Source organism: Furfurilactobacillus siliginis (assembly GCF_001437435.1).
GTDB lineage: Bacteria > Bacillota > Bacilli > Lactobacillales > Lactobacillaceae > Furfurilactobacillus > Furfurilactobacillus siliginis.
Map to the genome: position 1 here is coordinate 92,365 of NZ_JQCB01000008.1, position 23,648 is coordinate 116,012.

The window sequence follows — 23,648 nt, forward strand, 5'->3', positions numbered from 1 at the left end:
AGCTAATTGCCTTGAATAATCTCAGTACGTTCAGCATCGGTAATCCAACTAATGGAAACTGCTGTCTTTAACATGGTATCGTTCCAAACATCCGGCGTTGTTTCACGCCACGATTTAACAATCTCAAACATTGCACTATGCATTTGTCTTTTCCTCCTTTTTGCCTGCCAGGGCTGTTGCTAATTGAGCGCCCAACTGAGCGTTGACCTGTGTTAAATTCGTTACTTTAGATGTGAGTACCGCAACTTGACCGCCAAGAACAGCTGTCGCATCTGGTTCAGGTATGGCCGGCTCAACGTAATCAGGCTGTTGCTTCTGCCAGGCAAGGTGTTCCTCTAGCGTTGCTCCGGTAACGTGGCCATTAGCTACCATTACTGGCTCATATGGTGAATTAGTTGGCGTTTCAAGTGTCTCGTACGCTTGACAAATATAATCTTGCGGAACAAGTTTCGAACGTAAGTGACCATGATTATCCGCGTAATACATCGGTACTTGAGAAATCTTTTGAGTTTGTTCGTTATCCATATTAGACCTCCTTAGTTGACGTAAAGCATGGTGCCATTAACACCGATGTTCTTGCCGCCACTTGCCTTAATGACCAACTGTGAGGACGTATTAATGCTAGCCCCAAGCAAAGCCGTTGAACCGTTGGCAACACCCCAGATTGGAACATTAAAGTAGCTGTTATCAGTCACATCACCGACCCAATCAAGTGGCATGGCGACAACGGGAATGTCCCCATTCGAGCCATCTGGCAACCAGCAGGCGAGCGAGATGAAAATTAGATGCACGCCCATAAAGGTAACTTTGCGCATCCAAAAGCCTTGTGTGCCTTTCCATGCGTAAGCACCATTCAACCAAGCTGTCGCGTCATGCGTCCAACCGGTGTCACTGAACGTCTTGTAAAAGTTGATGAGCTGCTGCATGTCAAACCCATTGATGTGGATAGTCCCAGCAGCATCTAGAATTTTTGCAGTCAGCAGGCCTGTAAATTGATTATGACCTGTCCACGTTTGGTCGCGAGACAGAACACCAACAGTATTGTCAGCAATCTTTTTAACGAGGTCTTTTACGTCAGCGTCTGTAATATCGGCTGATTGCTTAGTAGTTGCGAGTGCCGTCAACAGTGGACCAATTCGGTTACTGACCAGGTCAATCATTTGGTCGACCTTCTGCATATACGTTTGAGCCTCGGGATTACTCAACATGGCAGAATCCTGTTCAGTCTCATAGACGATTGGTACAGAACTGACTACGGTACCGTTATCGTCAATCATCCGTAGATACATATTCTTACTCAGGCCAACTGCCACATACGCTTGTGTTGGCACGCTAATGTTGATAAAGCCTGACTGTGGATCTTCTGCGTGCCAGTCGTCACCGAATTCAAGCGTGTTGTCCTCTGCATCCTTACCCACGATTTGTGGATATAGAGCACCGTAATTATATGGAATAACGTTGTTCGCATTGTTCCCATCACTCTTGACTAACTGCAGGTTAACCGGCCGATGATTATCCCCTTGCCGACCGTTCAGTTGCCTGATGGCAACTTCTTGATTAGCACCGTTCAGATTGAGATTAACTTGTTCGTAAATCCCATTCCAAGCAGCGGTTACGACTCCCTTTGCATTAGTCGGATCAATATTTGGAATCATTTGTTGCCTCCTTTTCTCCATAAAAAATAGCCCTCAACAATGACTATTCGAATTGTTCAATTAAGTTAATATTCTGAGTTAAGGCTGCAATCATTGAATTGTAGTCTTCTTTACGTAGCATCAACGTTCTCGGTATTGGCACATTGACTAGTTGCAGTTGATGACCAATTTTGCGAATTACAGTTGCTACTCGCTCCAATAATTCAACAGACTGTTGCGAACCCTGAATAACCTGCAGCCGAAACTCACGACCTAATGTAGTCGCAGTAATTTGATCAACGTTTGCGCTGACATCCAAATCGGGATAAACCTTTTTGAGCTTGGTCAGGCATGTGGTTGTGAACTGGGCAATTTGGCTGAAATTAGTATTCAGCACATCTTTTAAATGCCAGATACTATCAACCGTTACTAGTTTGATTGGTGCCGTGTACGTGCTCAACAATTGTGGTGAGTTCGTAATCGTATACGTATGGCCATTTACTGTCACTTGATGATCAGCACCGCTAGTCCAACCAATTAGCTTGTGTTCAGTGTCTTCAATGTAATCTAAAACAAAGTCAGCAGCATCATTGCCAACGCTGATTCGCTGATTGAAGTAGTAGCCTTTCAGTTCATGCAGCCAATACTTCAGAGAAGTTGCGGCTGGGTAAGCGTTCCAATCATGATCGAAAATTGCGTAACTACCATTATCGTCCTGGTATTCATCCCAAAGACCGTAATGTAGTACAAATGGTACTTGCATATAGTCAAAAATGAACCACGCCCGTGCAAGCCAATCAGCCTGTTGATTAGCGTCCATCGTTGACCGATTGTAACTAAACTCCGTAATAACTAGTGGCAAAGTTGCGTTATCTGGCGTTGCCATTTCCTGCAGCAGAGACTCAGGTGAGTGTTGATAACCTGTAAAGCCGTCCTCTAGATAAGGATGCACAGAAACTGCATCACCAAAATTCATGAGTCCATCTTGAATCATCACATCCCATTCGTCTGCCCATTGACCCTTTTGCAAATCATAAGGGCCACGGAACAAATCCCCGTTTAAGAATATTGAACCAGGGTCGTATTGACGAACGTAGTTATACAAAACCTTGTCGACACTCAGCCAATCCTTAATCAAGGAATGATCATAGTACGATGACTTACCATACCAAAATCCTGGGTTATTTGCTTCGTTAGAGGCATCCCAAATCAGGTTGCGACCGGCTAAATGTTGCACATAACGCTTATTCCAATCGTCCATATCGTGGATATGATTAGGATAATCGACTGCATCACCATTCAGTGCTGCACCAGCACCTAATGTTGTACGGACTGCCATGCCTGCGTTCTGTGCCATGTCAAACGCACCATCAATAGCACCAACGTCATCATTAGCATTATCTGGACGTGAACCGATTGAGATTAGGCCAACGCCTAAATCTAAGGCCGCATCCAGCTGTTTTTTAAAGAAAACAGCGTTATAACCAGAATGATCGTATGGCCACAAGAACATACCGAATCGTTCATTGAAAGGTTTGCGACGAGCCAATACATAAGATTGATTAATCATTTACTGCCTCCTCACTCAAAAATGACACGTCGATATAGATTTGATCACCGTTACCAGGATGACCTGATGGTGTCCCAACAATAAGCTGTGTACCAGTAGAATCGAAGGCGACCACGAATGCTTTTCCCCAACCACTACGAGTTATGCTACCAACTACGTTTCCATATTGGCTAGTCAATGGTTTGGGAAGATTTGTAAACACGCCAGCTGTACTTGAAGAATAAGGCTCCATCTTCCTACCAGGCCTTACGGTTCCATGTAGGGTAATCAACTGTGCGTTGGGACCAAATTTTACTGTCTCGTACGTGAATGGGGCGCCTAGTGTAAAACCGTTTAGTGGAGTAAATGTGACTGACTGTGAATCAACAGTTGGCTTTCTATTAATATCGTTCCAATCCAGCAATGGTTCGATTTGATGGTACAAGAACGGTCCATTCAAATCAGGCTTTGGAATAGCCGCAATTGCGGTCTTAACATAATCAGTAGTTGCTAAATTATTAGGACGTCCTTCTAGCGTAAGCGTCCAGATATACTTTGAGGGGTCGGTACTTTGACCGGGCACATTATCCGAGTAGATTCCCATGTAGATAGGATGTGCTTCAGATGGTGCTGGTGACCATGGATGGGCTACCGTGCCTTTTTCAAGCATATAATTTTTAGCATATCCAATACCAGCATCAACATCATTATCATGCTGAGATTGTGAATTATCATCATTGTAATGTTTCAGATAAAATGACACACGTTTAGCATCTGTAACATTATTCGGAACAGTAAAAGTGAATACATTCCTTTGATATTCATTAGCCGTATATGGAATGGTACCCTTTACTGACCAACTCCAATTATCATTGTAGATGAATACCTGCAAAGGTTGTTTGTGGTTAGTAGCATTGGCATCAACTTTACCATACCAAGACATAGTATAAGTTTCGCCAGCTTCCAAGTGGTCAATAGTTAAACTTACATCACCAAATTTATAAGCCTTACCTTGTAACTCTACACTGCTGTTACTTATCAGATTCTGTCCGCCACCAACGTAGAATCCATCTTTACCATCAGCACTATTGGCGTATGCAATGTGAGTATAGCTAGTTTTACCTTCTTCGCCTTTGATTGCATCAGCTAAGTCTTTCTGATTAACCAAATCGTTAGGCATACCAAGAATAGCGTCCCATGCTGACCAAACAACTACCTTTTCGCCATCATCATTCTTTACCCAATAACGTTTATTAGTAATTGCTCTCACCGTCCATCTCGATTGAAATATGTGGTAACGCGCTTATATCGGCACGCTCAGCCTGAATATCTTTTACCTTGTCAGCCATGATGTTCAAACGCCGATGGCTGGCATTTTGTGTTTCCAAGAAGTTAGCCACCAAGTTGTTCAACGTAATCACAGTAGCCTTAGGACTAAACGGATACTCCTGTACCGCGACTGTTTCGATCATCGTCTGATAGTGCGCCGGAAGCACCTGCAACATCCACATCTCGCCAAGTTGCGGTGAGTCCTTATTATTCATGGTTGCTGTAATCGTTGTTGGCGGTTCACTTTGCATTTTTCCAAGTGCGTAAGTACGCATTGCATTAGGATCCGTAAAACGTTCATCAGAAATGTCGTCACCGTCACGTTGACCCCAGCGTTTAACACTATCATCGTCCTGCACCATGAATGGCGGAAAGGCTGGTGTTGAACCAGCATCCCCGTTGTCGTTCTGTTTGCCAGATACCATGACTGTGTTAACAAGGTTGGAACTGTCAACGGCCAACGATACCTCATTCGAGTTGTTCTGGTAGCGAATCGCCATTTGAGTATCATGCTTCCACGAATTCTCATCGTAAAAGTGAATCGTCCGGCCATCCGGCCAAACAGCATAAACATCAAAATCCGAAATCAACGTGCTGATGCCATCAATCACCGAACATTTACCAAAATCAGTAATCACTGTGTTGGCAAACGTTCCATGAATCTGATAATCAAAGCCCGTGTTCAGTCCGTCTAACAAAAAGGCCACAGCATCGTTCAAAGAGAACGTCACTGCACCTGCTTTCTGCTGTCGCTGTCGTCGGCCGTTCAGTTGGTAAAACACGTGTGTGGCCGTCACAGTTACCTCATGCGTGTCACCGTTCCAGTCGTCCGTCAATTGCTTGACGATAAACTCTTGATTGTTCCACCACACAGAATTCTCAATCTGTAGTAGCTCGAACCCAACGCTATTGTCGTCAAAGGCAACAAAGTCCAATTGATACTGGCTATTACGTTGCCGAGTAACTTGAAAGCTGTCCCAATCAAAACAGTCCAGAACATCCGTGTACTGGCGTTGGATGTCCTGAACCACAACTTTATCTCTAGTGATCATTGCAAATAAACAAAGGGAAAGGAAAATGTTATATCGGCATTGTTCAAGCCAGTAATTACAATGTCATTATTCCCTTTATTTAAGACGATGTGGCCGTAGTCTGTTTCTAAACTGTCGAGTTGACCGTTGAGAAACGCATGCACACCGTCTAAAACAAATTTATCCCCACTGTTCATCGAATGCGTGCATTTAAAAGACGTTCCATTTGTCTGATTTTTCATTTCAAACGTTCCGGATCCCTTCACTGTGATTTTCAAACTATGCCGTTGTCGGTACGGGTCAATATTCACATCAGAAGGGTTGAAAACAGTAAATTCATTGCTATTAAAGTGATACACAGGTAGCTGCTCAGGCAACTCCAATCCAATTTGTAAAGCGTCCGGACTAGTAGCAAATTCATCACTGTTAACCAGCGAATACCACATGCCAGATACGTTGTCAAATTGAACATCAATCGTTGCATCGTCTGTATGGTTCAGCGGCTGGACTTCAAAAGGTTTGACAACCACATAGGCAACCTTGCCTGGGCTAATGCTGTCACGTATCCGAATTGGCGTCCGAGAGCTTAACAGTGAGTAAACTTTTGCGGCCGTTAGTTTAAAGTCATGAATGTCTAGGCCACGTGCGAACAAGTGTAACGTGACAGTAGACGTGTTGTAAGTGACGTTCTGTAACAGCTGACCGTCACTACCAGCAGACTTCAAATAACTTGGTGTAATTTGTGGCGCAGAATTATCCATTCCGAGCACTCTCACAGAAGATAACTTATCGTGAATCTCAAATTCTGGTTCGCCTTGTTTCTTGATAAAGAATTTACCGTACACCAATTACACCTCCTGAACTAAATTCTGATTGTCTAATACCTGACCGCGTTTCTGCATGGTTGTCAGCAACGCGTCAAACGCGTTTGCTGTTCTACCCTGTGGCTGGTTCTGGTTTTGATAGGCAAAGCCAACTAACACGTTAAGTGCATCTTCAATTCGGCCAGCAATCTGCTCTAACCGAAATAAGTCATTGCGACCAAACGAACTGCTTCCGTTCATCCCATCACGTGCGGCCATTGTTGCCGCAGTCTTGCCAAGCAGTTCATAACCACGACTAGACTTAATCGTTGATAAAGGAATCATCATTTCGGCCATATTGTTTTCTCCTGCTTCAATAAATTGATGGGAAGAAATCAATCCACCATTGGCCATCATTCTATGACCGCTCGGACTCCAGCCACGACGTACGCCGATTGGTGCTAAATCACTACGCCAATTCGAATCGTTTAATACAGCCATTGTTTGGTCTAGTGCCGAATGAATATTATTGTGATTACCAACTTGATACGCCTTCCAAGTTCCCAATTTATACTGATACAGCCCAACTGGTAATCCGGTACCATCGTGGTCATCAACCCCACCACCCGTTGCAGGATTAACGCCTGATTCATCAAAAGCCTGCCAATATAATCGACTAATGTCATGATCAGAAAGGCTTTGGTGCATCAATTCTCCTGCATGTTCAGCAATTTCCTTGAATGCATCTTTCGACATAGCACCGGCTGGGGAATTAGTATCTTCATTTAACTTATCGAATAGTTTTTTGAACCACGATTCACCCGTCTTAATAATATAATGACCAGCTGGCTTTGCCATGTCTGCTACTAATTGACTTTGCACCTTAATTCCAGATGTGAATTTATCAAAAACGTTTGTAAGTTCGCCAACAGGATTTTTAAAGAACTTCTCAACTGCTTTTTCTTTATCACCTATCCATTTACCAACGTCATCGAATTTATCACCGATCCAACTAACCGCTGAATCAATACCCTTAATCCAACCAGAACCATTAGCAAACTTTTGAATACCCATCATGTTCATTACACGTTTTGTATCTTTGGCGTTTACAACTGCATCCCCAGCGTCGAGATGTGCCATTATATTCGTTCCTTGAATGATTCCGGCACGTCCGTCACGCTTAACAATCATTTCTTTATTGCCAGTTTCCGGCGAATCATGACCATCATTCAACAATGCAATTGTGTCTTCATTCAATCGACCGTTAGTCGTACCAGTTGCTAAACGCTTAATTGGCGAGATGGCTTTTTTGTCTCCACCTAAGAACGAAATAACGGAATCGATTCCATTGATCCCACCGTTAAGGAAGTCAATAACCCCATCAATACCGGATTTAGCAGCTGATTTAATGCCATCCCAAATACCACTAAAGAACGAGCTAACATCCGACCAAATGTTGTGCCATACCTTTTGAATTCCTGACAGTGTGCTACTAATCCAATCGGACAGCTTTCCGAAGACATCAGTAACCTTATTCCAGATAGCATCCACAGGCTTAGAAACCAAACTAACCATTAGGTTCCATGTGTTGCTAGTCCATTTTTGAATGTTATTCCAGATGTTACTGATATCTTTACCTAATGTGGTGAACGTTTTAGTGACACCACGCCAGATGCTCGTGGCGGCATTAGATACAAATTTGGTAATACCATCCCATGTTCGACTGGTGAGATTTTCCAGCCCTTTCCATGCGTTGGTGACAAACTTTACAACATCATTAACCGGTTTTGAAACAGCTCGACCGGTGGCTGCCCATTGACGCTCTGTGGTTTTAACGACAGTGCCCCATAGTTCACCAACAAACTTACCGATTTTACCGAAAACATTAGAAATAAACTTCCAAATTGCTTCAACAGGCTTGATGACAGCAGCTTGAATAACAGTCCAAGTCGCTTTTGTTACTTTAATCATTGCCTGCCAAACAACTTCCATTGGTTTTTGAATCTTTTTCCAGGCAGCGACTAATGTTGCAGCCAATAAAACAATCGGAGCTAAGGCAACAATCTTGATTCCTTCAAAAGCAATCTTTGTCGCCTTCTTCAATCCATCCCAAATGGCACCAACTACTTTACCAATTGGCTTCAAAGCATTAGCTATGGTACTAATAACGCTGTCTGCCCACTTCTTGAACCCCTTATTGTTGTCGTAGAGAAACTTAATACCACCAGCAATCGGGTTAACAATCAATAGTGCGACACCCTTCCAGTTCTTCTTGAACCAGTCAATCGCGCTGGCAAAGCCATCTTTTATGGCTTTGCCAGCCTTACCGGCTTCCTTGCCAAGTGATTGTTCCCAACCAAGCTTGCCAGTGAATAACTTTCCAATAGCATCAATAGACTTCTTGGCTACTTTTACCATGCCATCGAAGCCTTTTTTGAATTCTTTTCCGATTCCATTGATGAAATCACGGAACTTCTCGTTGTGCTTGTATAACTCAAAGAGAGCCACACCAACAGCTACTACTGCAGCAGCAATCGCAACAAATAGATTAGCCTTCATAGCAACGTTCAAAGCTTTCTGAGTAATAGCCGCTATTCCTTCTGCATCGCTAACCCCTTTTAATGCTGCAGTCACACCGCCTATACCCTTGGCAAGCCCTGTGATACCACTCATTAACTTGGCTGTAGCAAATGCTCCAATCAACGCGGCACCGACTGCCTTAACTGCCGTTTGATGTTTAGAAATTCCAGCAAGCAATCGATTCAGATTTTTAAGTGGATCGGTACTCTTATGCGCATTTCCAAATAGCAAACCAAATGCGTCGGCAATAGTATTGATTGTCCCAGCGACAGCAGACCATGCACCGGAAAATAGCATTTTGGTGATTTGTGCTAGGCTGCCAATAATTCCACCAATATCGGCTTGATGCTTTGATACATAACCGATTAATTTTGAAGCTTCATCAGCAATGTGCGCGATTCCTTGTGCTAATGAATCAACAGCACCTTTCATTGCTGGAGATTGCATAATATTAGCTAAATCGCCAAGTCCCGTAGTCTGAACACTAACAATCTTTTGTCCAAACTCTGACTTCATCGATGTCCAAGACCCTTTAATTTGATTAATAGCACCTTCAGAGGTCTTGTTAAGCTGTTTGAAGTTACCGTCTGCTTGATTTGAGGCTTTTTCACTTAAATCAAGTAACTCCTTACCGCTTAATTTCCCTGAAGCAACCATTTCATCAAAGGCTTTACGTGACATACCAGCAGCCTTAGCAAGCTCGTTACCCATATTTGGTGCTAGTTGCGTCAATCGCTTAAATTGTTGCGTGGAAACATTCGCACTACCGGACATTCGTCCTAATTGTTTGCCGACACGTGATAGCGAGTTTTCGCTTAATCCTGCCGCTGACTGCATCCCAACAATGGACTTTGTTAGTTGATCAGTGTCCTTAGCATTACCGGTCAGTCCATAGAATGACTTTTGCAACGCTCGAACACTGTCAACGCTGTAGCCTGTCTTGTTTCTTAGTTCTCCAACTTGGGTTTGCAACAACTGAACATCTTTTGCGGACAATCCCATCGTTTCCCAAGCACGACTAGCACGTTCTCCAGCCTGTGCCAATTGAATAGACTGCTTTGCAGTGTCTGTTAGACGGCTGGTCAATGCAGATACACCATTGGCAACTGCATTGCCCAGGAATGTAGCGCCGAAAACTGACCCAGTCTTCTTTCCTGCGTCTTCCGTCTTGTTCAGCTGACCAGTCAATCGTTGTGCACTTTGAGTGACGCGTCCAAACCAGCTATGCGGTTCACGACTGATGGTTGCATCAAGACTTTTAGCTTCGCCTTGTGCCTTCGCCATTCTGGCACCCAGTTCGTCAACGCGTACTGATTGCTTGGCGTAAGCATCAGATCCTTTACCGCTTTCGTTGGCAATGCGAGAAAGCTCACTTTCTTGCTTCGTGTAAAGCTCGCTCATTTTACTTAACGAACTGTGCAAAGCATCGGACTTGGCCTTCATTGCCTCCGACGCCTTTCCCTCAGCCGTTAAACGTGCAACAAACGATGCAGACACTGATTCAGTTCGCTTTAGTTCAGACTGTAAATCAGCAATTCCTGACTTGTAGTAGTTCATGGAGTTTTTTGCACGATCTAATTGACCTTGCATTGACCCCATTTTGACAGTTGCCTCATTAATTTGATTTGAGAGCTCAGTAAAACGGGTCGAACCTTCCTTTGTAGAAGTGTCTAACCCGCTTTGTTCTGTCTTTAATCGTGTTATAAAAGTCTGCTGCTGCTTTATTGATTCACTAAGTCCATCAAATCTAGCCTTAGCCGCGTCCAAATATTTTCCCGCAGACTTTAGTTCAACTTCTTGTGCCTTCCATCCGTTAGTTAACGACTTAACGGCCTCACGCAATTGTTTCATGGTTTCAATCGGTTGTGACCCGTCCATACTAATTCGGGTACCAATTGTGCCACTAGGTGTACCACCCGCCATTTAATCGCCTCCTAACGGTTAATCATTGCAACAGGGTCTTGCGGACGATTCTCTTCACTTCGTGCTGACATAATTTCATGCAGCTCGAAGTAGTCAATGTCGTCCCAATCCTTCGGTAAAACGTTCATGTCTTTTAACCCGACTTGTTCGTCGTAACGTAGTGCCTCATAAAAGTTTTGCATCTCCATGTTGCGACGATGCGGGCTTACTTTTTTGAATCTGCCGTGTCGATGGCTTTACCATCATCATCTTCGTTATTCAGAATGGCATTACTAATACGTCCCGTGAATTCAATAACTTCATCAAATTCCAACTCGTCCAATTTATTAGCCTGTGTTTTAGTCAGTTTTAAGATGTTAACAATGCATTCATACGGAACGGTAATAGCGTCTTCTAACGCTCCTAAAGTTTGTAAATCAGTTTTTTCAACGGGATCACTCGCATTAGCTAATGCCTTATTTGCTTTAACGACTAGCCGCATATTTTTATTTGTTGTTTTAACTACAATTGGTGCCTTGATACCGATAATTTTTGCATCGATTTTTACAGACATAATTTAAAATTCCTCCATAATTAGCCGCCCCGTTCGGTACTGTGTATTTGTTGGCGACAAAATGTTTACGACTATTTGTTACCAGTTCCACCTACACCAGCATCAGGTTTGACGTTAGCAACAGGGTGACTGCCTTCAGCTTGATCCGAAGGCTGAATAACATCAGCAGCCGTTTGAGGGAAGATATGATGTGCGAACTTGTCATAGTCGTAACCATTTTCTGCTTCCCAAAGAACTTCATATGGATCACCGGCATCAGACGCAATAGCCGTGTACGTGTAGGAATCTGTAGCACGTTGCTGTTGGTTATTGTTGGTTGCTTGGTTAGCATTTGCCAGAGCCATAACACCCATGAAGAAGCCAAAGTGAATACGGTTGCCGTCCCAATCGTGTGAATCCGTCATCAAGGCAACGTAAGGCAGTCGTGAACCAGCTTGCTTACGATATGATCCTGATTCTGAAATCTTGGTTAACCCTTGAACTAAGGCTTGTACTTCATGGGGAAGTGAGTTAGCAGCCAATGCAACAGTTGGTTCTGGATTACCGACAGAGACATCGGCAACTGCATCAGACCCGTAAATCTTTTGAATAGCTCCATCCATTCCCGAAAGGTTGGCTGTTGTTGCCCCGCGTGAGGTCAATAAATTAGCAATAAATACTCCGTTATATTTTGAATCAGTGGTTGGTAAACCACCTTTTTCAGTTGGAATAACTAAATTAGTCATTGGATCAATTAAAGCCAGTTTCCAACTGGATAAACCGATTGAACTTGCCATTTTGAATCTCCTTTTCCACTAAAAAGGCACCGCCTAAGCGATGCCTTTTAGATTTCGATCAAATTTTTGTGTGAAATGCATTGTTTTACTCAACTGCATAGTTTCCGGATCTAACGTATGACCAGGGCTATATATGCGGAACCAACCATTATTCATCATCAAATTCAGAATGCGACTCTCAAGGTCATCTGAATCTGCATCAGTTGAGTAGAAGATGTCAATTGAGACACCTTTTGTGATGGTGGTTGTTTGGTCTGAACCTGCATCATCATCAATTTCTGGAAGCTCGGTGATACGTAAGTCAGTGACTGACTTATCATCTGGAGCACTAGCAGGAATGTTGTTCGTATAGACGTTGTTGATTCCCTCAATTTTGGCTTCTTCAATTAGCTCTGCAACTTGGATTACTATCATCTACACTCACTCTCCTTTTAGTTCTCTATACTTTGCTTCTATGGCTGCCAACACACTGTTCTTCGAATCAGCTTCTGCTTCTTCTCTAAAGTGTGTTGGTACCATTTTTTTAGTGCCATCATTCAGAAACCGTGCAATATAAGCCTTGTTTGCCGTAAATCCAACGTCAGTGTTGCCTGCTTTGCCATCGACTGTTTTACCAGGATCAAAGACAATGGAATCACGTAAATGCTTATGTTGCCGACTAGCATCATATGGCGTGTGCTGCTCTAACGACTTAGCAAACACCTCTGCACCAGCACCAGTAATCTGTGCTTGCTCTTCTGGTGTGACCGTAGCGTCATTAGTTACTCGTTCCAGCCAGCCATTGAGTTGTTCTTCAAAATCATCACTCACGAGCTGTCACCCGTCTTAATGTGATCAAGTCAAATGACGATGGCCCTGGGTCTTCTTCAATGTTTAAATCAACAACTTCATATTCAAGACCGCTAATCTGTGCACGATTAAGCCTAGCCAATGCTGGATTATGATATACAAAAATGACCTTTGTTCCGGCTAAAGTTGTGCCAGACAAGGCCATTTCTTGTGATTGTGTTAATGTCCATGGACCGAACCAAACAGAAGTCACTTCGCTAAACGTTGGTACTGTTATTCCCTGTTTGTTCCGTTGTGACTTCACTGTCCCGAACTTCACCCGTTGCCTCATTCGACTTGGGTTCAGATTGCGTGCCATCAGCTCCACCACCCTTCAATGTGGCATATCTGCCTCTTAGCTGGCCAACAATGCTGTTAACAACTAGGTCGACAGTCACAACTGGAGTAGTAGTGATTGATGAACGGTTCTGGTAATAAGCACTTGCCTGTGCCAATATCGCCATTTGAAGCTCATCTTTGACGGTTACGTTCTGATAGAATGCATCGCCATCAGGCGCACCAATTGCGTTACACAAATTATACTTAGCAGCATCAAGATAGCCCTGTAGCAGGTCATCATCGTCACTAATGTCTAGTCGCAACGAGTTCTTCAACGTCGCTAAATCTGCCTGCATATTGCACCTCCTAGTCAGTCAGTTGCTCAATAACAGGCCCATCGAAGTCATCATTCGGACCATCATAACTGGTCAGCAATGCAATGCGGTCTGCTGTTTGTGCACCTGCATATGGTTGGAACGGGTAAGCATCACCAGCCCTGTATACGTGTAGGTCACCATTAGCATCAGCGCTTTTATCATTGCTGTCGGTAAAATCCTGAATCACTTTATATTGGGCCATTCGGATTACCTCCTACTAAGCCTTTGCTGGTGTACCAGTAGCTGGAACAACATCAGCGATTGCACTGAATGGTGCATATACAACTGAACCAGCGTCCCATAATTGAACATCGAAACGGTCGATTGCACGAAGCTTAGTCAAATCATGTTCAAATGAACCAGCGCCAATGTTGGTAGTCAATAAGCTCATCTGTTGCAAGTCGAATAAGTGAACAGCTTGTGACAAGTCACCGATATAAAGTGGGAAGTTTGAACCGTCATTTGGCAAGAAACGGTCATTAATCACTACTACATCCTTACCAGAAAGTTGTTTCTGTGATGGGTTAGTAATTGATGGCTGTAACAAGTAGTGGCCAAAATTATCCTTAACCTTATCTAATACAGCAAAGCCCGATTGGTTAGTGATAAATACGGAAGTTGCAAAGATAAGTGGGTCAATTTCCTTGTTGTAAATGTCCTTTAAAGCATCAACACTGGCAACAGTAGTCTTTTGAGCTGATGGAAGCTTTCCTAATTCAGTCAAAATAGCGCTGTTGCGAGTAATGACGTCCTTTTTAGCAACCCAGTTCGTAATATAAGCAAGCAATGATTCATCACTGTCACTCAAAAGTGAGTTCGTCAGTGTTGAGATACCTGCATAACGTTTGATGGCATATTTGATCTGCGTCAAAGTTGGGTCATCGTTGTCACCAATCAAGCCATCTTCTGCATCAATTAAGGCAAAAGGTGTGATTGTTTGGTCTGGTTCGATTACTCGTGTGCCAGTTGGTGCGCTAACATTTTCAGTTGTAACTAATGGTTCAAGACTTTGGAACGTCCGTTTGAGAGTGTTGATACTTGTTTGAATGTCTTGTGGAATGGTCAGACCAACGCCTTTTCCGTTGGCGTCTAAGTCAGACTTTAACTCGTCAACAATAGCTGAATCGCCACGAACCATGCCACGAAACTTGTTAACAAACGTACCCTTTTCATCAGCCTTAGGCTTAATTGGGTCAACATTGTTAGCACTGTTTGTGGGCTTGATTGTTTCTGCATCTTTGCGTGCGATGTCTAATTGTTCTTTCAACGAATCACGGCGTGCAACACTGTTATCACGCTTATTTTTCAAGTCTTCCACATCTTCCTTAGTTGACTTAGGGTCAATCAAGGCGGTGTTTATTTTGTTGTTCATTTCATCAACTGTTTGCCCGGCTTCAATCCAGGCATCATTGATTTCGTTAATTTTAAACATATGAATCTCCTTTTTATTCGTCTGCTAAAACAGCCAACTTACTAGCGAGTAAATCGTCAGTAGTTGGCTGTTCTTTGTCAGTATTTGGTTGTACTGGTTCTTTTGGTGTAGTTTCCTTTGCCAACAACGTCTTGAACTTTGCTAACGCCGCTTTACTTGGGATTGGTGAAACGCTGTTGTATACGACTGGTTTGTCGTTAAACATGATTTCATCTGCAAAGCCTTTGTCGACTGCGTCCTTAGCGCCAAGCCAGGTCTCCTTAGCCATCATGTTGAGCAGCTCACCTTGGCCAATGCCAGTTCGTTGCTCGTAAGCAGCCGCAATTGACTGATCAATGCCTTGTAACACACCCGCTTCATGGGTTAAGTCATCAGTGTTTCCTTGCAATACACTTTGAGCTTGATGAATCATGATCTGCGCGACCGGTGACATCTTCAGGTTGTTGGCTGCCATTGCAATTGTTGACGCTGCTGAAGCGGCCAGACCTGAAACAATGGCGGCCACATTTCCTGAATAATTTCGTAACGTGGTATAGATTTCGAATCCGGCAAATACATCGCCGCCACCTGAGTTAATGTCTAATTCAACGTCATCTCCGTCAGCTTCTTGCAATGCATCTGAGACTGCTTGTGGACTAACACATTGCATGTTGAAGTAGCTATAAAAGGCGGCTGTGTCTGAATCAACCACATCACCCTTGATTGGTATCTTCACTGTCATTATCATTGCCTCCTTTCGTAGTATTTGCCGTTGGGTCAACGTACTCCGGTGCACCCTCAGGCATGAATCCAATATTCTTCAACATATAAGTGGCTTGTTCGCCTGTGATGGCTTTGTTGTTTGCCAACGTGCCAATTACTCCAGCGAACGAAGTCCCGTTTGAATCGATGGCTGGGTTAATGTCAACCGTCACCTTAGCTATTAGCTTCTGGTTCAACTCTGCTTCAACAGAGCCTGCATAACGGCGTAATGCATTTGCATACATGCCTTGAATCATGGTCAATGAGCTTTGTTGGTCACCCTGACCGTTCAAGTAGCTGTCCGGAATGCCGTACACCTTGGCAATCTGCTTAGAAGTCCAGTCTGTTTGTGCTAATAACCTAGTAACATCAGTCGACACCTCAAGCGGTGTGTACTCGGTTAAGTCATCAAGCACTGCTGGTCCGTTAGACTGATCAACCTGTGCTGCAAAATCGTTCGACAGGCTAACCTTGTCATCTCGTCCGAGCAGTCCACCTTTAGTGATTTTGAGAATCCCGTTTGGCACAATTGCCTTGCCCAGAGCCTTGCGAGTCAAATCATTGGCCGAGTTCTTGATGTTTAGTTCTTCCTGCAATGCAGAAAGCGGTGAGATACCGGTCATGCCACCGTTTTTGCTCATCAATCGAAGATGAACCATGTCTGACTGGCTGACGTTACTCATCAATCCGATCTCTGGTTCGTCAAATGTTAGTGAATACAACAGTCCACCGCCATCGGCTAACTCATCAACCTGCACTTGGCTTGGCCGAAGATACTCGAATCGTTGCGGTATTCCGTTTTGATTGCGCCAGATATACGCATATGAGTTACCGTCAAGCAAAAGTTGAGCGAACATCGCCTGCCAGAATCCATGACGGTTGCTAGTGGCTGATGGATTGTCGATTAACGCTTGGTTTTGCGGACGATTGGCAATGATGTGAGCCGTTGTTAAGTCTGCTGACAGCTGGTAAACAGCCGAGTACACATCTGAGTTATGCAACGCCTTGTCTAACGGTAAGTAGCCGTTAGGACGCAAAAAGTTGATGATTGATGAATCGTTGATACTGACTGGCTGTGGCATAGTCGGTGCTAAGTTCATTGGTTTAAAAAGTGCCATGGCTATTTACCTCCAACAGTTTTCTCGTTGGATTTATCCATAACCAAACCCACAATAACCAGTAAGATTCCTGTTGTGAATCCACCCACCATCACTCCTAAACACACATAGGCGGTCACACACAGTAGAATAATTCCACACAAAAAAAGGACTGTTGGTGTGTACGCCGCAAGTCCTCCAAGTAGCTTATTTATTTGTCGAACCATTATCTTCCTCCTTATTTCAGAATCCGTATTGGCCACTGCGAATATAGTCCAGTACATCTTGTTCACTCATTCGCTCAACCTGTTTTGACGGGTCATTCACATCTGCAAAGTCTTCAAAGTGATACATAGCCTGATAAAACGCATCGATAATTGCGTCAACCACATCAATTTTGAGTGTGGCCTTGGCTTTGTCGACCTGAATGCCTATCTTGTCTTCGATTACTTGAGCATTCATCAAGGCTTGTTCCATGATTTTATCGTCTAGTCTAGACAGCGAGTTCTCAACAAATCCCGTTTGTAAGAACTTGGTTGGGTCTTTTAACTCGCTAGTACGCTGTCTGATAGGTTCAAGCGGCCATTCTGTGTTCAAATCAAGACGTTTAATCGCATTCGTTGCACCCCAGGCATCGTAACCAAAGAACACTACGTCCAATTCGTTATCAGTCACATAACCAACCAGCCATTGGTAGACCTGATCATCATTAATTAGTCCTTGTGGGTGGCTCGTAATCGTGCAACAGCCTTGTTTAGCCAGCTCACGGTAATCAATGCCATCTTGCTTTTCCTTGGCTTCAATTGAGCCAGCTTTTTGCCATGGAATAAATGAATGCTGTTCAATGTGCCATTTATTCTTTCCATGCTTATCCTGATACGGATAAACAAATGAGAACGCAGTGTTATCACTAAACATCGAGTAATCAAAGCCAATGTAGACTTGTCGGCCATGAATATTGAACTTGGGTATGACAGCCCGTTCAATGTCGGCCAGCTTGAGAAAACTGTTAGTAGCTTCTTGCAGCCACATATTCATGTTCTTGTTTTGAAAATCTGACAACGTGCCGCTCATTGCGTGTGAGTCACGTTCATCAATCAATCCTTTAAGCAGCTTTCCTGTTGGATCGTGTAAATCTAGTAACGGATTAGACTTGACCCACGTATCAGGTTCAAACGTTTCTTCTAAGCTGTCCTGTGACCACACAAGACAAAGATGTGAGTCATTAGCACGCTTAAAGTCTTGCTCCATAACTTGTTGTTCACGTTTCTGGTCTTCATGAAATGGCACAGATGGGTCAGGATAAGCAGTCGAAATCTGAATAAACTGATGGTTATCCACGTTTGTTTGGCCAGATGTGATTTTTGAAATCTTGTCTCGTGACTTAATCTCACCGATTTCATCAAAAACAGCTGTTCTGAAATGAAATGAATCGAACTGACCAGCTTCATGTGAGATGGCACGAACAATGTTATTAGGCTCACGCTCAATAATTTGGTCGGTCAGCAGTTTTAATTGCTTAGATTCAGCTAACTCCTTAAATGGGAACTCTGCGGTCAATTTTGACAGCATGTCATGAACATAGCCATATAGTTTGCCAGTCTGCTTGTAGTTAATTGATGCAACTAGTAAATCTTGGTTACGCAGGCCCATAGTCTCGATCAGTAGTGAATAACACATCACAATCGCAGCAAAGTAAGTCTTACCTTGTCCACGGGCAACAGAGACAATTGCATGGGTGAAGCGTTTCTGGTTCTGTTCATCACGCCAACCAAACAGTGAACACATAATCATGTTCTGCCAGCCCATTAGTTTCGTGGGCTTGCCAGTGTCAACGTTCGGACACAAGGCTGCAAACGACAGGATCTTATTAACCTCATCGAGGTCATAGTGGTACTTAAACTCACTAGCTTCTGCACGTTTCAAATCTTGAAGGTGACGGAAACAAGCCAACTTAATGAGGTACCCAGCCATCTGTCTTTTCTCTAAAACTGCAAACGCATATTGAGTACCAGGGTCGGTGTACTTTTTACGAACGTCCTTATAGTCTTCACGTCCAAACTCACCGAATACATCATGCGATTGTGTTAAATCAATCTCTCGCATCATTTAGCACCACCGCCAAACATCTTCATAAGTGCAGCTTGTGCGTCCTTATCTTTGTTGTCAGCATCATTGCTAGCCATCTTCATTGATGAACGTGCATTGAAGTTAAGCCCTAAATCATTGGCTAAGGATTTCAATTGACGTGACATCGAATCAACAACACTAACAGCAGGATTTTTGCCCATCCCCGATAGTTCACGCTTCATCTTACCATCGCCAGTGTCATACCATTTGTAAATTGGAAAAACGACACTGTGTTCATCAACAGCTTTGACCGCTTCACGGTAAATTGAATACTGTTTGCAAAAGAGTTCTAATTCTGTTGCATCGAGCTGCTTAATTAGATCACCCTTAGTCAGTTCGGAGACTAAAAAACGCCACATGCTTTTCGCAGTAGCGTCTAAATATCTTGGTGGATTTTGTTGAATATCTTTTAACCCTGATTGTGCGTTCTTAAAGTCATCAGCACGTTTTTGTTGATCTTTTCGGTCGCCTTTTTTAGCTTGCAATTTTGGTTTTCGACCTGCATTTTTCGAATTCATGTGGCGTCTCCTTTCCCAGATTTTGAAAACTTTTAATTTCTGCAATTTTTACGCAAGACGATGGTACTGTGCGTGCTCCTCTGTGACACAACACACGGGGGGGCTTAAAACTATTTGAATTGTCTTTTGGTGTAACTACATTCAAATAATTAAACGAGCTGTAATCGCCTGATAAACGTCTTTAAATCGATTCATTTAAAGCATGGCAAATCGTGAATATTTTTTATCATTGCCACTTGTTTCAACTGGTTGCCTTGTCCTGTGCCATAGTATGACTGCTCCCACTTAGTCTTGGCCTTATGACTAGCGAAGGTAGTTGTTGCTAGGTTGTTCACGTCATCCTTAAGCTCTGGTGCATACTCAATCGGTACGATGTGATCTACTAGGTTACCTTGCTTCACCTCGCCTTGGAGCAATGCGTACTGGTCAAGGTGGTTGTCTCTTGCCAAGACCTCAGCTCTTAATGACTGCCATTGCTTCGTATGATAGAAGCTGTCCTGTTCTGCCTTAACCTCATTGCGCTTACGTGTCACAAGATTGTAGTGCCGCTCGTAAGTCTTGCTATGCTGTGATGCGAACTGCTCACGCTTAGCAATGTACTCTGCTTCATGCTCAATGTGTTGTGGACAATAATGGTTAGGAAACATAGCCATAGCATGACAGCCCTGTTGTCTACACCTTCTAACCCTTGGCATAGTGCTTCACTGGCTTAGGCTGGTAGAACTTACGGAACCGTTGGTAGCCTTGCACTGCTCTCACATACTGTGATGGCAGCTCTGTGTATGGATCACCCTCACGGTAGTACATCTCTTCTCCACTACCATACAAGACTTCAATCTTATCTAAGTAGTTAGTTCCTGCTACTGTGTGGTAACAGCGTTGTCTATGTTTCATAATTCCCCCCCATGCAAAAAAGCGGCCAGTCACTATGACTAACCGCCTAACATTGCTCAACATCTTCAATACGAGATGAAGCGATCTTAAAGTATTCATCATCTAATTCCATGCCAATAAATGAGCGCTTAGTATTCACACATGCCACGCCAGTACTACCAGACCCCATACAGTTATCTAGTACGGTTTCATTTTCATTAGTATACGTTTTAATCAAGTATTCAAGTAGCGGAACTGGTTTCTGGGTTGGATGTGATATATTTCTAATTACATTGTTGAATTTAATTATGTCCCTTGGGTATCTGTCACCATCGCTTTTAGTGTCAGTGCTTTTTGAAGTAGAACTATAATTGCTTCCAGATCTGTTTTTTGTTGCTTTGTGATAGTAAGGGGATCCTTTTGTTTTTTGAGGGTTATATGTTGGCAAATGTTTGTAAAAAATTGTGATATTTTCCTTACAACGTAAAGGCATTTTGTTGGCGTTATAAAACCCGGTTGCCCTAGATTTTTCCCAGACAAAATCATATCTATACATTTTATCATTGCTAAGCCTCAAACGGCTGCTAAACGGTTCTTGCCCAAATAAAACAATAGCACCTTCATTTTTAATAATTCTTTCATACTGCTTCCACAGTGGTTCAAATGGGATTACAACATCCCACTTATTTGAGGTCGTCCCATATGGTAAGTCTGCCAGAATCATGTCAACACTTCCATCTGGTATATCTTTCATCAATTCTAGGCAATCGCCGTGTAGCAGGTTAATGTCCATAACGCTCCATCCCGATTTTCAACACCTATTAGTCTTCCGTGTATTGTTTGATATTGTCAACCCGTAAATCGCACCATTCATCATGTGTGCCGTCTACCTTGTAGATTGTGACGACTGGCATTGATCGATAGCCTAGCTTGCGGAACCGCTCGTATCGGATTTATTTCACGCTTCGCTTATCCGCCGTTTTGCTATCTCAAAGTATTTATCATCCAGTTCTATGCCGATGAAGTTTCGGTTTAGGTTCTTGCATGCCACTCCTGTTGTACCACTGCCCATTACATTATCTAGTACAGTATCACCTGCATTTGTGTATGTCTTTATTAGGTATTCAAATAATGCTACTGGTTTTTGGGTTGGGTGTAGTCCTTCGTAATCTTTTTTGAACTCCAATACATTTGAGTTATATTTCTTCCCGTTCTGTAAATTGAACGTTCTTTCAAATCTTTTATCTATTTTTTCCAATTCTGAAAAATCTTTAAATCCGTTCATTTTATTTATTTCAAAATTTGAAATTAATTCTTGGTAGGTTTTTTCAGTACACAATCCAAATTGAGAAGATTCTGTATAAAAACAGTGTTCAGCTCGTCTGTGTCCCAAAACTGAATTTATTTTGCTTAAATCAACGTCCGCAAATTCTAAAATCTTTTGGAAATATCCTCTCAATGGGTGTAAGTTTTGTTTGTCATATTTTTTTGAAAAAACATTTATATCTTCAAAATACGAAACTGGCGCTTTCTTAGCTATTAAAGCATTTGCAAAATGGTCTTTTTTCCATATCATGGGGTATAAAAAAATCAAATTTTCGCTTTTGAACATTCTCAAATGCGACGTGTATGGTTCCTGTGAAAACAAAATAGCGACACCATTCATGCGTAACAATCTCTCATATTCTGAAAAAAGTCTGCCTGTATCTATAACCTCGTCCCATTCTGTTGTTTGGTTTACCCAGCCATCTAACTTAGCATTTTTCATCGTTCCATATGGTAAGTCTGCCAGAATCATATCAACGCTTCCATCTGGTATATCTTTCATTAATTCAAGGCAATCACCTTGTAATAATTTTACGTCCATGTGTCCTCCCCAAGGCCAAATAAAAAAGCCACATGTTAATGTGACTTTAACTAGTTATGTAATGCCACAATGAAGTGGCCGTTTAATTTTAAATTAACTGCGCATTGGGTGTTCCTGCACCCTTACTGGTTAAGTTTGAAAGCGCACAATGTCACTGACCAGGATTCGAACCTGATAACCTTCCTCTTCGTCTTTTTGCTAACCGAGTCAGGTCAGTCCCCGTAGAGATACTCAACTGACTCGAACGTTACCATTCCACCACATCTCTAACGACTGGACTGTGTTATCGCCCACAGCCTCGCTAACGGTCAGATACAATGCCTCTGCCAGGCTAGTAAAGTGTCGTTCTACCTTACTACACCGAGAGGTGGAATCGAACCACCTAAGTAACCAACCTCGGCACCGGTTAACCAGTAATTGATTGATACCAATATAACCCCTGTAAACGGTCTGTGCTTACGCTCTTAGTCCAATAACCTTACGATTTTATGCCAATGTTTCCAGCTTCTCGAATATCTCACCTTGCTTGTAGCCTTCAGCGAACCTAAGCAAAGCTCTCCGCTTGTAGTAGGCATAGCGAGATGACTGATAGCCAACGTGTAACATGACTTCAATGTCACTATATTCAGATGGATCAACATAAAGGTCGTACAGTATTTGCTTAGACTTGTTGTCACAGAGTTCAATTGCCAACAGTATGTCACGCAATTCATTCTCTGCATCTAACCGCTTAGCCATTCGCTCTTCTGTATGATTGCTGTACGATGGCGACTTCGGCTGTGCATCGAATACTGGTGACTTCAGTTCTGACATTCTTCTTCCTGCTTGACGCATAAGCTGACCGCATTTGTTCAACTCACGTTTTGACGCTTCAATCACCGCATCCTCATTCACATTCTCCGCCATCCTTTGCTATAATGAGTTGTTGAGTTCATATAGCGATGGCTGTGTTCCCGTGATTGGGGATGCAGCTTTTTTTGTTTGGCTTAGCGTTTTGAAAAAGCTAAACCTCTTCATCCATTCCATCAAGTTCAGTCTGACCGTCAGCTTCATCAGTACTTAATTCTGTTTGTGCTGGCGTAATCCTTAGTTAGGCTCATCATCTTAGTTTCCAGTGAATCAGTAGGAATTTCAAAAGTAACCTTAGTCACATCATTTTTAGTTGGGTGAACATCAGTTAAAGCTCCGACAACTTCGAAACTATTATCCTTTAATTCATTAATCATGTTATTTCTCTTTGTAAGCCCGTTTAAGGGTTTCTTTTTATTTTGTGGTAGATTGTAAAATTAATCCGAACGCTGTTCGGACAAAAAAGATCAGCTTCCTTT

28 protein-coding genes and 1 pseudogene are annotated in these 23,648 nt (G+C 42.9%); all 29 read right to left on the reverse strand.

The genetic code is table 11. The annotated features are described in order from the left end of the window. Positions 1 to 2: 2 nt before the first annotated feature. The 29 genes and pseudogenes from IV55_RS10340 to IV55_RS10350 all read right to left on the reverse strand — a co-directional run bounded on the left by IV55_RS10340 (position 3) and on the right by IV55_RS10350 (position 23,546). A complete protein-coding gene (locus tag IV55_RS10340) occupies positions 3 to 143 on the reverse strand; it encodes a hypothetical protein (protein WP_157047464.1) in 141 nt (46 codons plus the stop codon). Beyond that, positions 136 to 525, reverse strand: a complete 390-nt coding sequence (locus tag IV55_RS07010) for a hypothetical protein (protein WP_057810723.1) — start codon at positions 523 to 525, stop codon at positions 136 to 138. The genes IV55_RS10340 and IV55_RS07010 overlap by 8 nt, the downstream gene beginning before the upstream one ends. 11 nt (positions 526 to 536) lie before the next feature. Continuing rightward, positions 537 to 1,655, reverse strand: coding sequence for a hypothetical protein (locus IV55_RS07015; protein ID WP_057810725.1), 1,119 nt, complete (start codon positions 1,653 to 1,655; stop codon positions 537 to 539). A 43-nt stretch (positions 1,656 to 1,698) separates the two neighbouring features. Beyond that, positions 1,699 to 3,204, reverse strand: coding sequence for a hypothetical protein (locus IV55_RS07020; protein WP_057810727.1), 1,506 nt, complete (start codon positions 3,202 to 3,204; stop codon positions 1,699 to 1,701). Further along, positions 3,197 to 4,363: a hypothetical protein gene (locus IV55_RS07025; protein ID WP_162260739.1), complete on the reverse strand. Its 1,167-nt coding sequence runs from the start codon at positions 4,361 to 4,363 to the stop codon at positions 3,197 to 3,199. Before IV55_RS07025 ends, IV55_RS07020 begins: the two co-directional genes overlap by 8 nt. Positions 4,364 to 4,436: 73 nt before the next feature. Then, a complete protein-coding gene (locus IV55_RS07030) occupies positions 4,437 to 5,543 on the reverse strand; it encodes a phage tail protein (protein WP_057810731.1) in 1,107 nt (368 codons plus the stop codon). 17 nt (positions 5,544 to 5,560) lie between these two features. Beyond that, positions 5,561 to 6,388, reverse strand: a complete 828-nt coding sequence (locus IV55_RS07035; protein ID WP_057810733.1) for a phage tail domain-containing protein — start codon at positions 6,386 to 6,388, stop codon at positions 5,561 to 5,563. A 3-nt stretch (positions 6,389 to 6,391) separates the two neighbouring features. Beyond that, on the reverse strand, positions 6,392 to 10,849 hold the full coding sequence (locus tag IV55_RS07040; protein ID WP_057810735.1) for a tape measure protein: 4,458 nt from the start codon (positions 10,847 to 10,849) through the stop codon (positions 6,392 to 6,394). A gap of 11 nt (positions 10,850 to 10,860) precedes the next feature. After that, on the reverse strand, positions 10,861 to 11,031 hold the full coding sequence (locus tag IV55_RS10345; protein WP_157047465.1) for a hypothetical protein: 171 nt from the start codon (positions 11,029 to 11,031) through the stop codon (positions 10,861 to 10,863). A 23-nt stretch (positions 11,032 to 11,054) separates the two neighbouring features. Further along, on the reverse strand, positions 11,055 to 11,402 hold the full coding sequence (locus IV55_RS07045; RefSeq protein WP_057810737.1) for a phage tail tube assembly chaperone: 348 nt from the start codon (positions 11,400 to 11,402) through the stop codon (positions 11,055 to 11,057). A 71-nt stretch (positions 11,403 to 11,473) separates the two neighbouring features. Beyond that, on the reverse strand, positions 11,474 to 12,178 hold the full coding sequence (locus tag IV55_RS07050) for a phage tail protein (RefSeq protein ID WP_057810739.1): 705 nt from the start codon (positions 12,176 to 12,178) through the stop codon (positions 11,474 to 11,476). Positions 12,179 to 12,211: 33 nt separating this feature from the next. Continuing rightward, positions 12,212 to 12,592 carry a DUF806 family protein gene (locus IV55_RS07055; RefSeq protein WP_057810741.1) on the reverse strand — a complete coding sequence of 127 codons (381 nt, stop codon included), beginning with the start codon at positions 12,590 to 12,592 and terminating at the stop codon, positions 12,212 to 12,214. Between the two features lie 6 nt (positions 12,593 to 12,598). After that, positions 12,599 to 12,988 (reverse strand): HK97-gp10 family putative phage morphogenesis protein, encoded by a 390-nt coding sequence (locus tag IV55_RS07060; protein ID WP_057810743.1) that lies wholly within the window; start codon positions 12,986 to 12,988, stop codon positions 12,599 to 12,601. After that, entirely contained in the window at positions 12,981 to 13,271 is a 291-nt protein-coding gene (locus IV55_RS07065; protein ID WP_162260740.1) for a phage head closure protein, read from the reverse strand. Before IV55_RS07065 ends, IV55_RS07060 begins: the two co-directional genes overlap by 8 nt. Beyond that, positions 13,225 to 13,641: a head-tail connector protein gene (locus IV55_RS07070; protein ID WP_083483967.1), complete on the reverse strand. Its 417-nt coding sequence runs from the start codon at positions 13,639 to 13,641 to the stop codon at positions 13,225 to 13,227. Before IV55_RS07070 ends, IV55_RS07065 begins: the two co-directional genes overlap by 47 nt. A 10-nt stretch (positions 13,642 to 13,651) precedes the next feature. Beyond that, positions 13,652 to 13,864 (reverse strand): hypothetical protein, encoded by a 213-nt coding sequence (locus tag IV55_RS07075; RefSeq protein WP_057810747.1) that lies wholly within the window; start codon positions 13,862 to 13,864, stop codon positions 13,652 to 13,654. A gap of 15 nt (positions 13,865 to 13,879) precedes the next feature. Beyond that, positions 13,880 to 15,094 (reverse strand): phage major capsid protein, encoded by a 1,215-nt coding sequence (locus tag IV55_RS07080; protein ID WP_057810749.1) that lies wholly within the window; start codon positions 15,092 to 15,094, stop codon positions 13,880 to 13,882. Between the two features lie 13 nt (positions 15,095 to 15,107). Beyond that, positions 15,108 to 15,815 (reverse strand): head maturation protease, ClpP-related, encoded by a 708-nt coding sequence (locus IV55_RS07085; protein ID WP_057810750.1) that lies wholly within the window; start codon positions 15,813 to 15,815, stop codon positions 15,108 to 15,110. Further along, positions 15,787 to 16,953: a phage portal protein gene (locus tag IV55_RS07090; protein ID WP_057810752.1), complete on the reverse strand. Its 1,167-nt coding sequence runs from the start codon at positions 16,951 to 16,953 to the stop codon at positions 15,787 to 15,789. The genes IV55_RS07085 and IV55_RS07090 overlap by 29 nt, the downstream gene beginning before the upstream one ends. Positions 16,954 to 16,955: 2 nt before the next feature. Continuing rightward, entirely contained in the window at positions 16,956 to 17,159 is a 204-nt protein-coding gene (locus IV55_RS07095) for a hypothetical protein (protein WP_057810753.1), read from the reverse strand. Positions 17,160 to 17,175: 16 nt separating this feature from the next. Beyond that, on the reverse strand, positions 17,176 to 19,038 hold the full coding sequence (locus IV55_RS07100) for a terminase large subunit (RefSeq protein WP_057810771.1): 1,863 nt from the start codon (positions 19,036 to 19,038) through the stop codon (positions 17,176 to 17,178). After that, entirely contained in the window at positions 19,038 to 19,580 is a 543-nt protein-coding gene (locus IV55_RS07105) for a phage terminase small subunit P27 family (RefSeq protein ID WP_057810755.1), read from the reverse strand. The genes IV55_RS07100 and IV55_RS07105 overlap by 1 nt, the downstream gene beginning before the upstream one ends. Positions 19,581 to 19,771: 191 nt before the next feature. Continuing rightward, positions 19,772 to 20,233: an HNH endonuclease gene (locus IV55_RS07110; RefSeq protein ID WP_371858867.1), complete on the reverse strand. Its 462-nt coding sequence runs from the start codon at positions 20,231 to 20,233 to the stop codon at positions 19,772 to 19,774. 28 nt (positions 20,234 to 20,261) lie between these two features. Continuing rightward, positions 20,262 to 20,474 (reverse strand): hypothetical protein, encoded by a 213-nt coding sequence (locus IV55_RS07115; protein WP_057810759.1) that lies wholly within the window; start codon positions 20,472 to 20,474, stop codon positions 20,262 to 20,264. A gap of 46 nt (positions 20,475 to 20,520) precedes the next feature. Then, the gene (locus IV55_RS07120) at positions 20,521 to 21,246 is read right to left on the reverse strand and encodes a DNA-methyltransferase (protein WP_057810761.1); all 726 of its coding nucleotides are present in this window, start codon (positions 21,244 to 21,246) and stop codon (positions 20,521 to 20,523) included. 28 nt (positions 21,247 to 21,274) lie between these two features. Beyond that, a pseudogene (locus IV55_RS10665) lies at positions 21,275 to 21,400 on the reverse strand (ribonucleoside-diphosphate reductase); the annotation flags it as partial. Positions 21,401 to 21,411: 11 nt separating this feature from the next. After that, the gene (locus tag IV55_RS07125; protein ID WP_057810763.1) at positions 21,412 to 22,320 is read right to left on the reverse strand and encodes a DNA-methyltransferase; all 909 of its coding nucleotides are present in this window, start codon (positions 22,318 to 22,320) and stop codon (positions 21,412 to 21,414) included. A 486-nt stretch (positions 22,321 to 22,806) separates the two neighbouring features. Next, positions 22,807 to 23,226: an ArpU family phage packaging/lysis transcriptional regulator gene (locus IV55_RS07130; RefSeq protein ID WP_083483968.1), complete on the reverse strand. Its 420-nt coding sequence runs from the start codon at positions 23,224 to 23,226 to the stop codon at positions 22,807 to 22,809. A 146-nt stretch (positions 23,227 to 23,372) separates the two neighbouring features. After that, positions 23,373 to 23,546 (reverse strand): hypothetical protein, encoded by a 174-nt coding sequence (locus IV55_RS10350; protein ID WP_157047466.1) that lies wholly within the window; start codon positions 23,544 to 23,546, stop codon positions 23,373 to 23,375. Positions 23,547 to 23,648: the final 102 nt, after the last annotated feature.

Excerpts from the sequence above, each read along its gene's own strand:
- IV55_RS10340 (WP_157047464.1), bottom strand. The coding sequence starts at position 143 with ATGCATAGTGCAATGTTTGAGATTGTTAAATCGTGGCGTGAAACAACG.
- IV55_RS07010 (WP_057810723.1), bottom strand. The coding sequence starts at position 525 with ATGGATAACGAACAAACTCAAAAGATTTCTCAAGTACCGATGTATTAC.
- IV55_RS07015 (WP_057810725.1), bottom strand. The coding sequence starts at position 1,655 with ATGATTCCAAATATTGATCCGACTAATGCAAAGGGAGTCGTAACCGCT.
- IV55_RS07020 (WP_057810727.1), bottom strand. The coding sequence starts at position 3,204 with ATGATTAATCAATCTTATGTATTGGCTCGTCGCAAACCTTTCAATGAA.
- IV55_RS07025 (WP_162260739.1), bottom strand. The coding sequence starts at position 4,363 with ATGCCTAACGATTTGGTTAATCAGAAAGACTTAGCTGATGCAATCAAA.
- IV55_RS07040 (WP_057810735.1), bottom strand. The coding sequence starts at position 10,849 with ATGGCGGGTGGTACACCTAGTGGCACAATTGGTACCCGAATTAGTATG.
- IV55_RS10345 (WP_157047465.1), bottom strand. The coding sequence starts at position 11,031 with ATGCAAAACTTTTATGAGGCACTACGTTACGACGAACAAGTCGGGTTA.
- IV55_RS07045 (WP_057810737.1), bottom strand. The coding sequence starts at position 11,402 with ATGTCTGTAAAAATCGATGCAAAAATTATCGGTATCAAGGCACCAATT.
- IV55_RS07050 (WP_057810739.1), bottom strand. The coding sequence starts at position 12,178 with ATGGCAAGTTCAATCGGTTTATCCAGTTGGAAACTGGCTTTAATTGAT.
- IV55_RS07055 (WP_057810741.1), bottom strand. The coding sequence starts at position 12,592 with ATGATAGTAATCCAAGTTGCAGAGCTAATTGAAGAAGCCAAAATTGAG.
- IV55_RS07070 (WP_083483967.1), bottom strand. The coding sequence starts at position 13,641 with ATGCAGGCAGATTTAGCGACGTTGAAGAACTCGTTGCGACTAGACATT.
- IV55_RS07075 (WP_057810747.1), bottom strand. The coding sequence starts at position 13,864 with ATGGCCCAATATAAAGTGATTCAGGATTTTACCGACAGCAATGATAAA.
- IV55_RS07080 (WP_057810749.1), bottom strand. The coding sequence starts at position 15,094 with ATGTTTAAAATTAACGAAATCAATGATGCCTGGATTGAAGCCGGGCAA.
- IV55_RS07085 (WP_057810750.1), bottom strand. The coding sequence starts at position 15,815 with ATGACAGTGAAGATACCAATCAAGGGTGATGTGGTTGATTCAGACACA.
- IV55_RS07090 (WP_057810752.1), bottom strand. The coding sequence starts at position 16,953 with ATGGCACTTTTTAAACCAATGAACTTAGCACCGACTATGCCACAGCCA.
- IV55_RS07095 (WP_057810753.1), bottom strand. The coding sequence starts at position 17,159 with ATGGTTCGACAAATAAATAAGCTACTTGGAGGACTTGCGGCGTACACA.
- IV55_RS07100 (WP_057810771.1), bottom strand. The coding sequence starts at position 19,038 with ATGCGAGAGATTGATTTAACACAATCGCATGATGTATTCGGTGAGTTT.
- IV55_RS07105 (WP_057810755.1), bottom strand. The coding sequence starts at position 19,580 with ATGAATTCGAAAAATGCAGGTCGAAAACCAAAATTGCAAGCTAAAAAA.
- IV55_RS07110 (WP_371858867.1), bottom strand. The coding sequence starts at position 20,233 with ATGGCTATGTTTCCTAACCATTATTGTCCACAACACATTGAGCATGAA.
- IV55_RS07115 (WP_057810759.1), bottom strand. The coding sequence starts at position 20,474 with ATGAAACATAGACAACGCTGTTACCACACAGTAGCAGGAACTAACTAC.
- IV55_RS07120 (WP_057810761.1), bottom strand. The coding sequence starts at position 21,246 with ATGGACATTAACCTGCTACACGGCGATTGCCTAGAATTGATGAAAGAT.
- IV55_RS07125 (WP_057810763.1), bottom strand. The coding sequence starts at position 22,320 with ATGGACGTAAAATTATTACAAGGTGATTGCCTTGAATTAATGAAAGAT.
- IV55_RS07130 (WP_083483968.1), bottom strand. The coding sequence starts at position 23,226 with ATGGCGGAGAATGTGAATGAGGATGCGGTGATTGAAGCGTCAAAACGT.
- IV55_RS10350 (WP_157047466.1), bottom strand. The coding sequence starts at position 23,546 with ATGATTAATGAATTAAAGGATAATAGTTTCGAAGTTGTCGGAGCTTTA.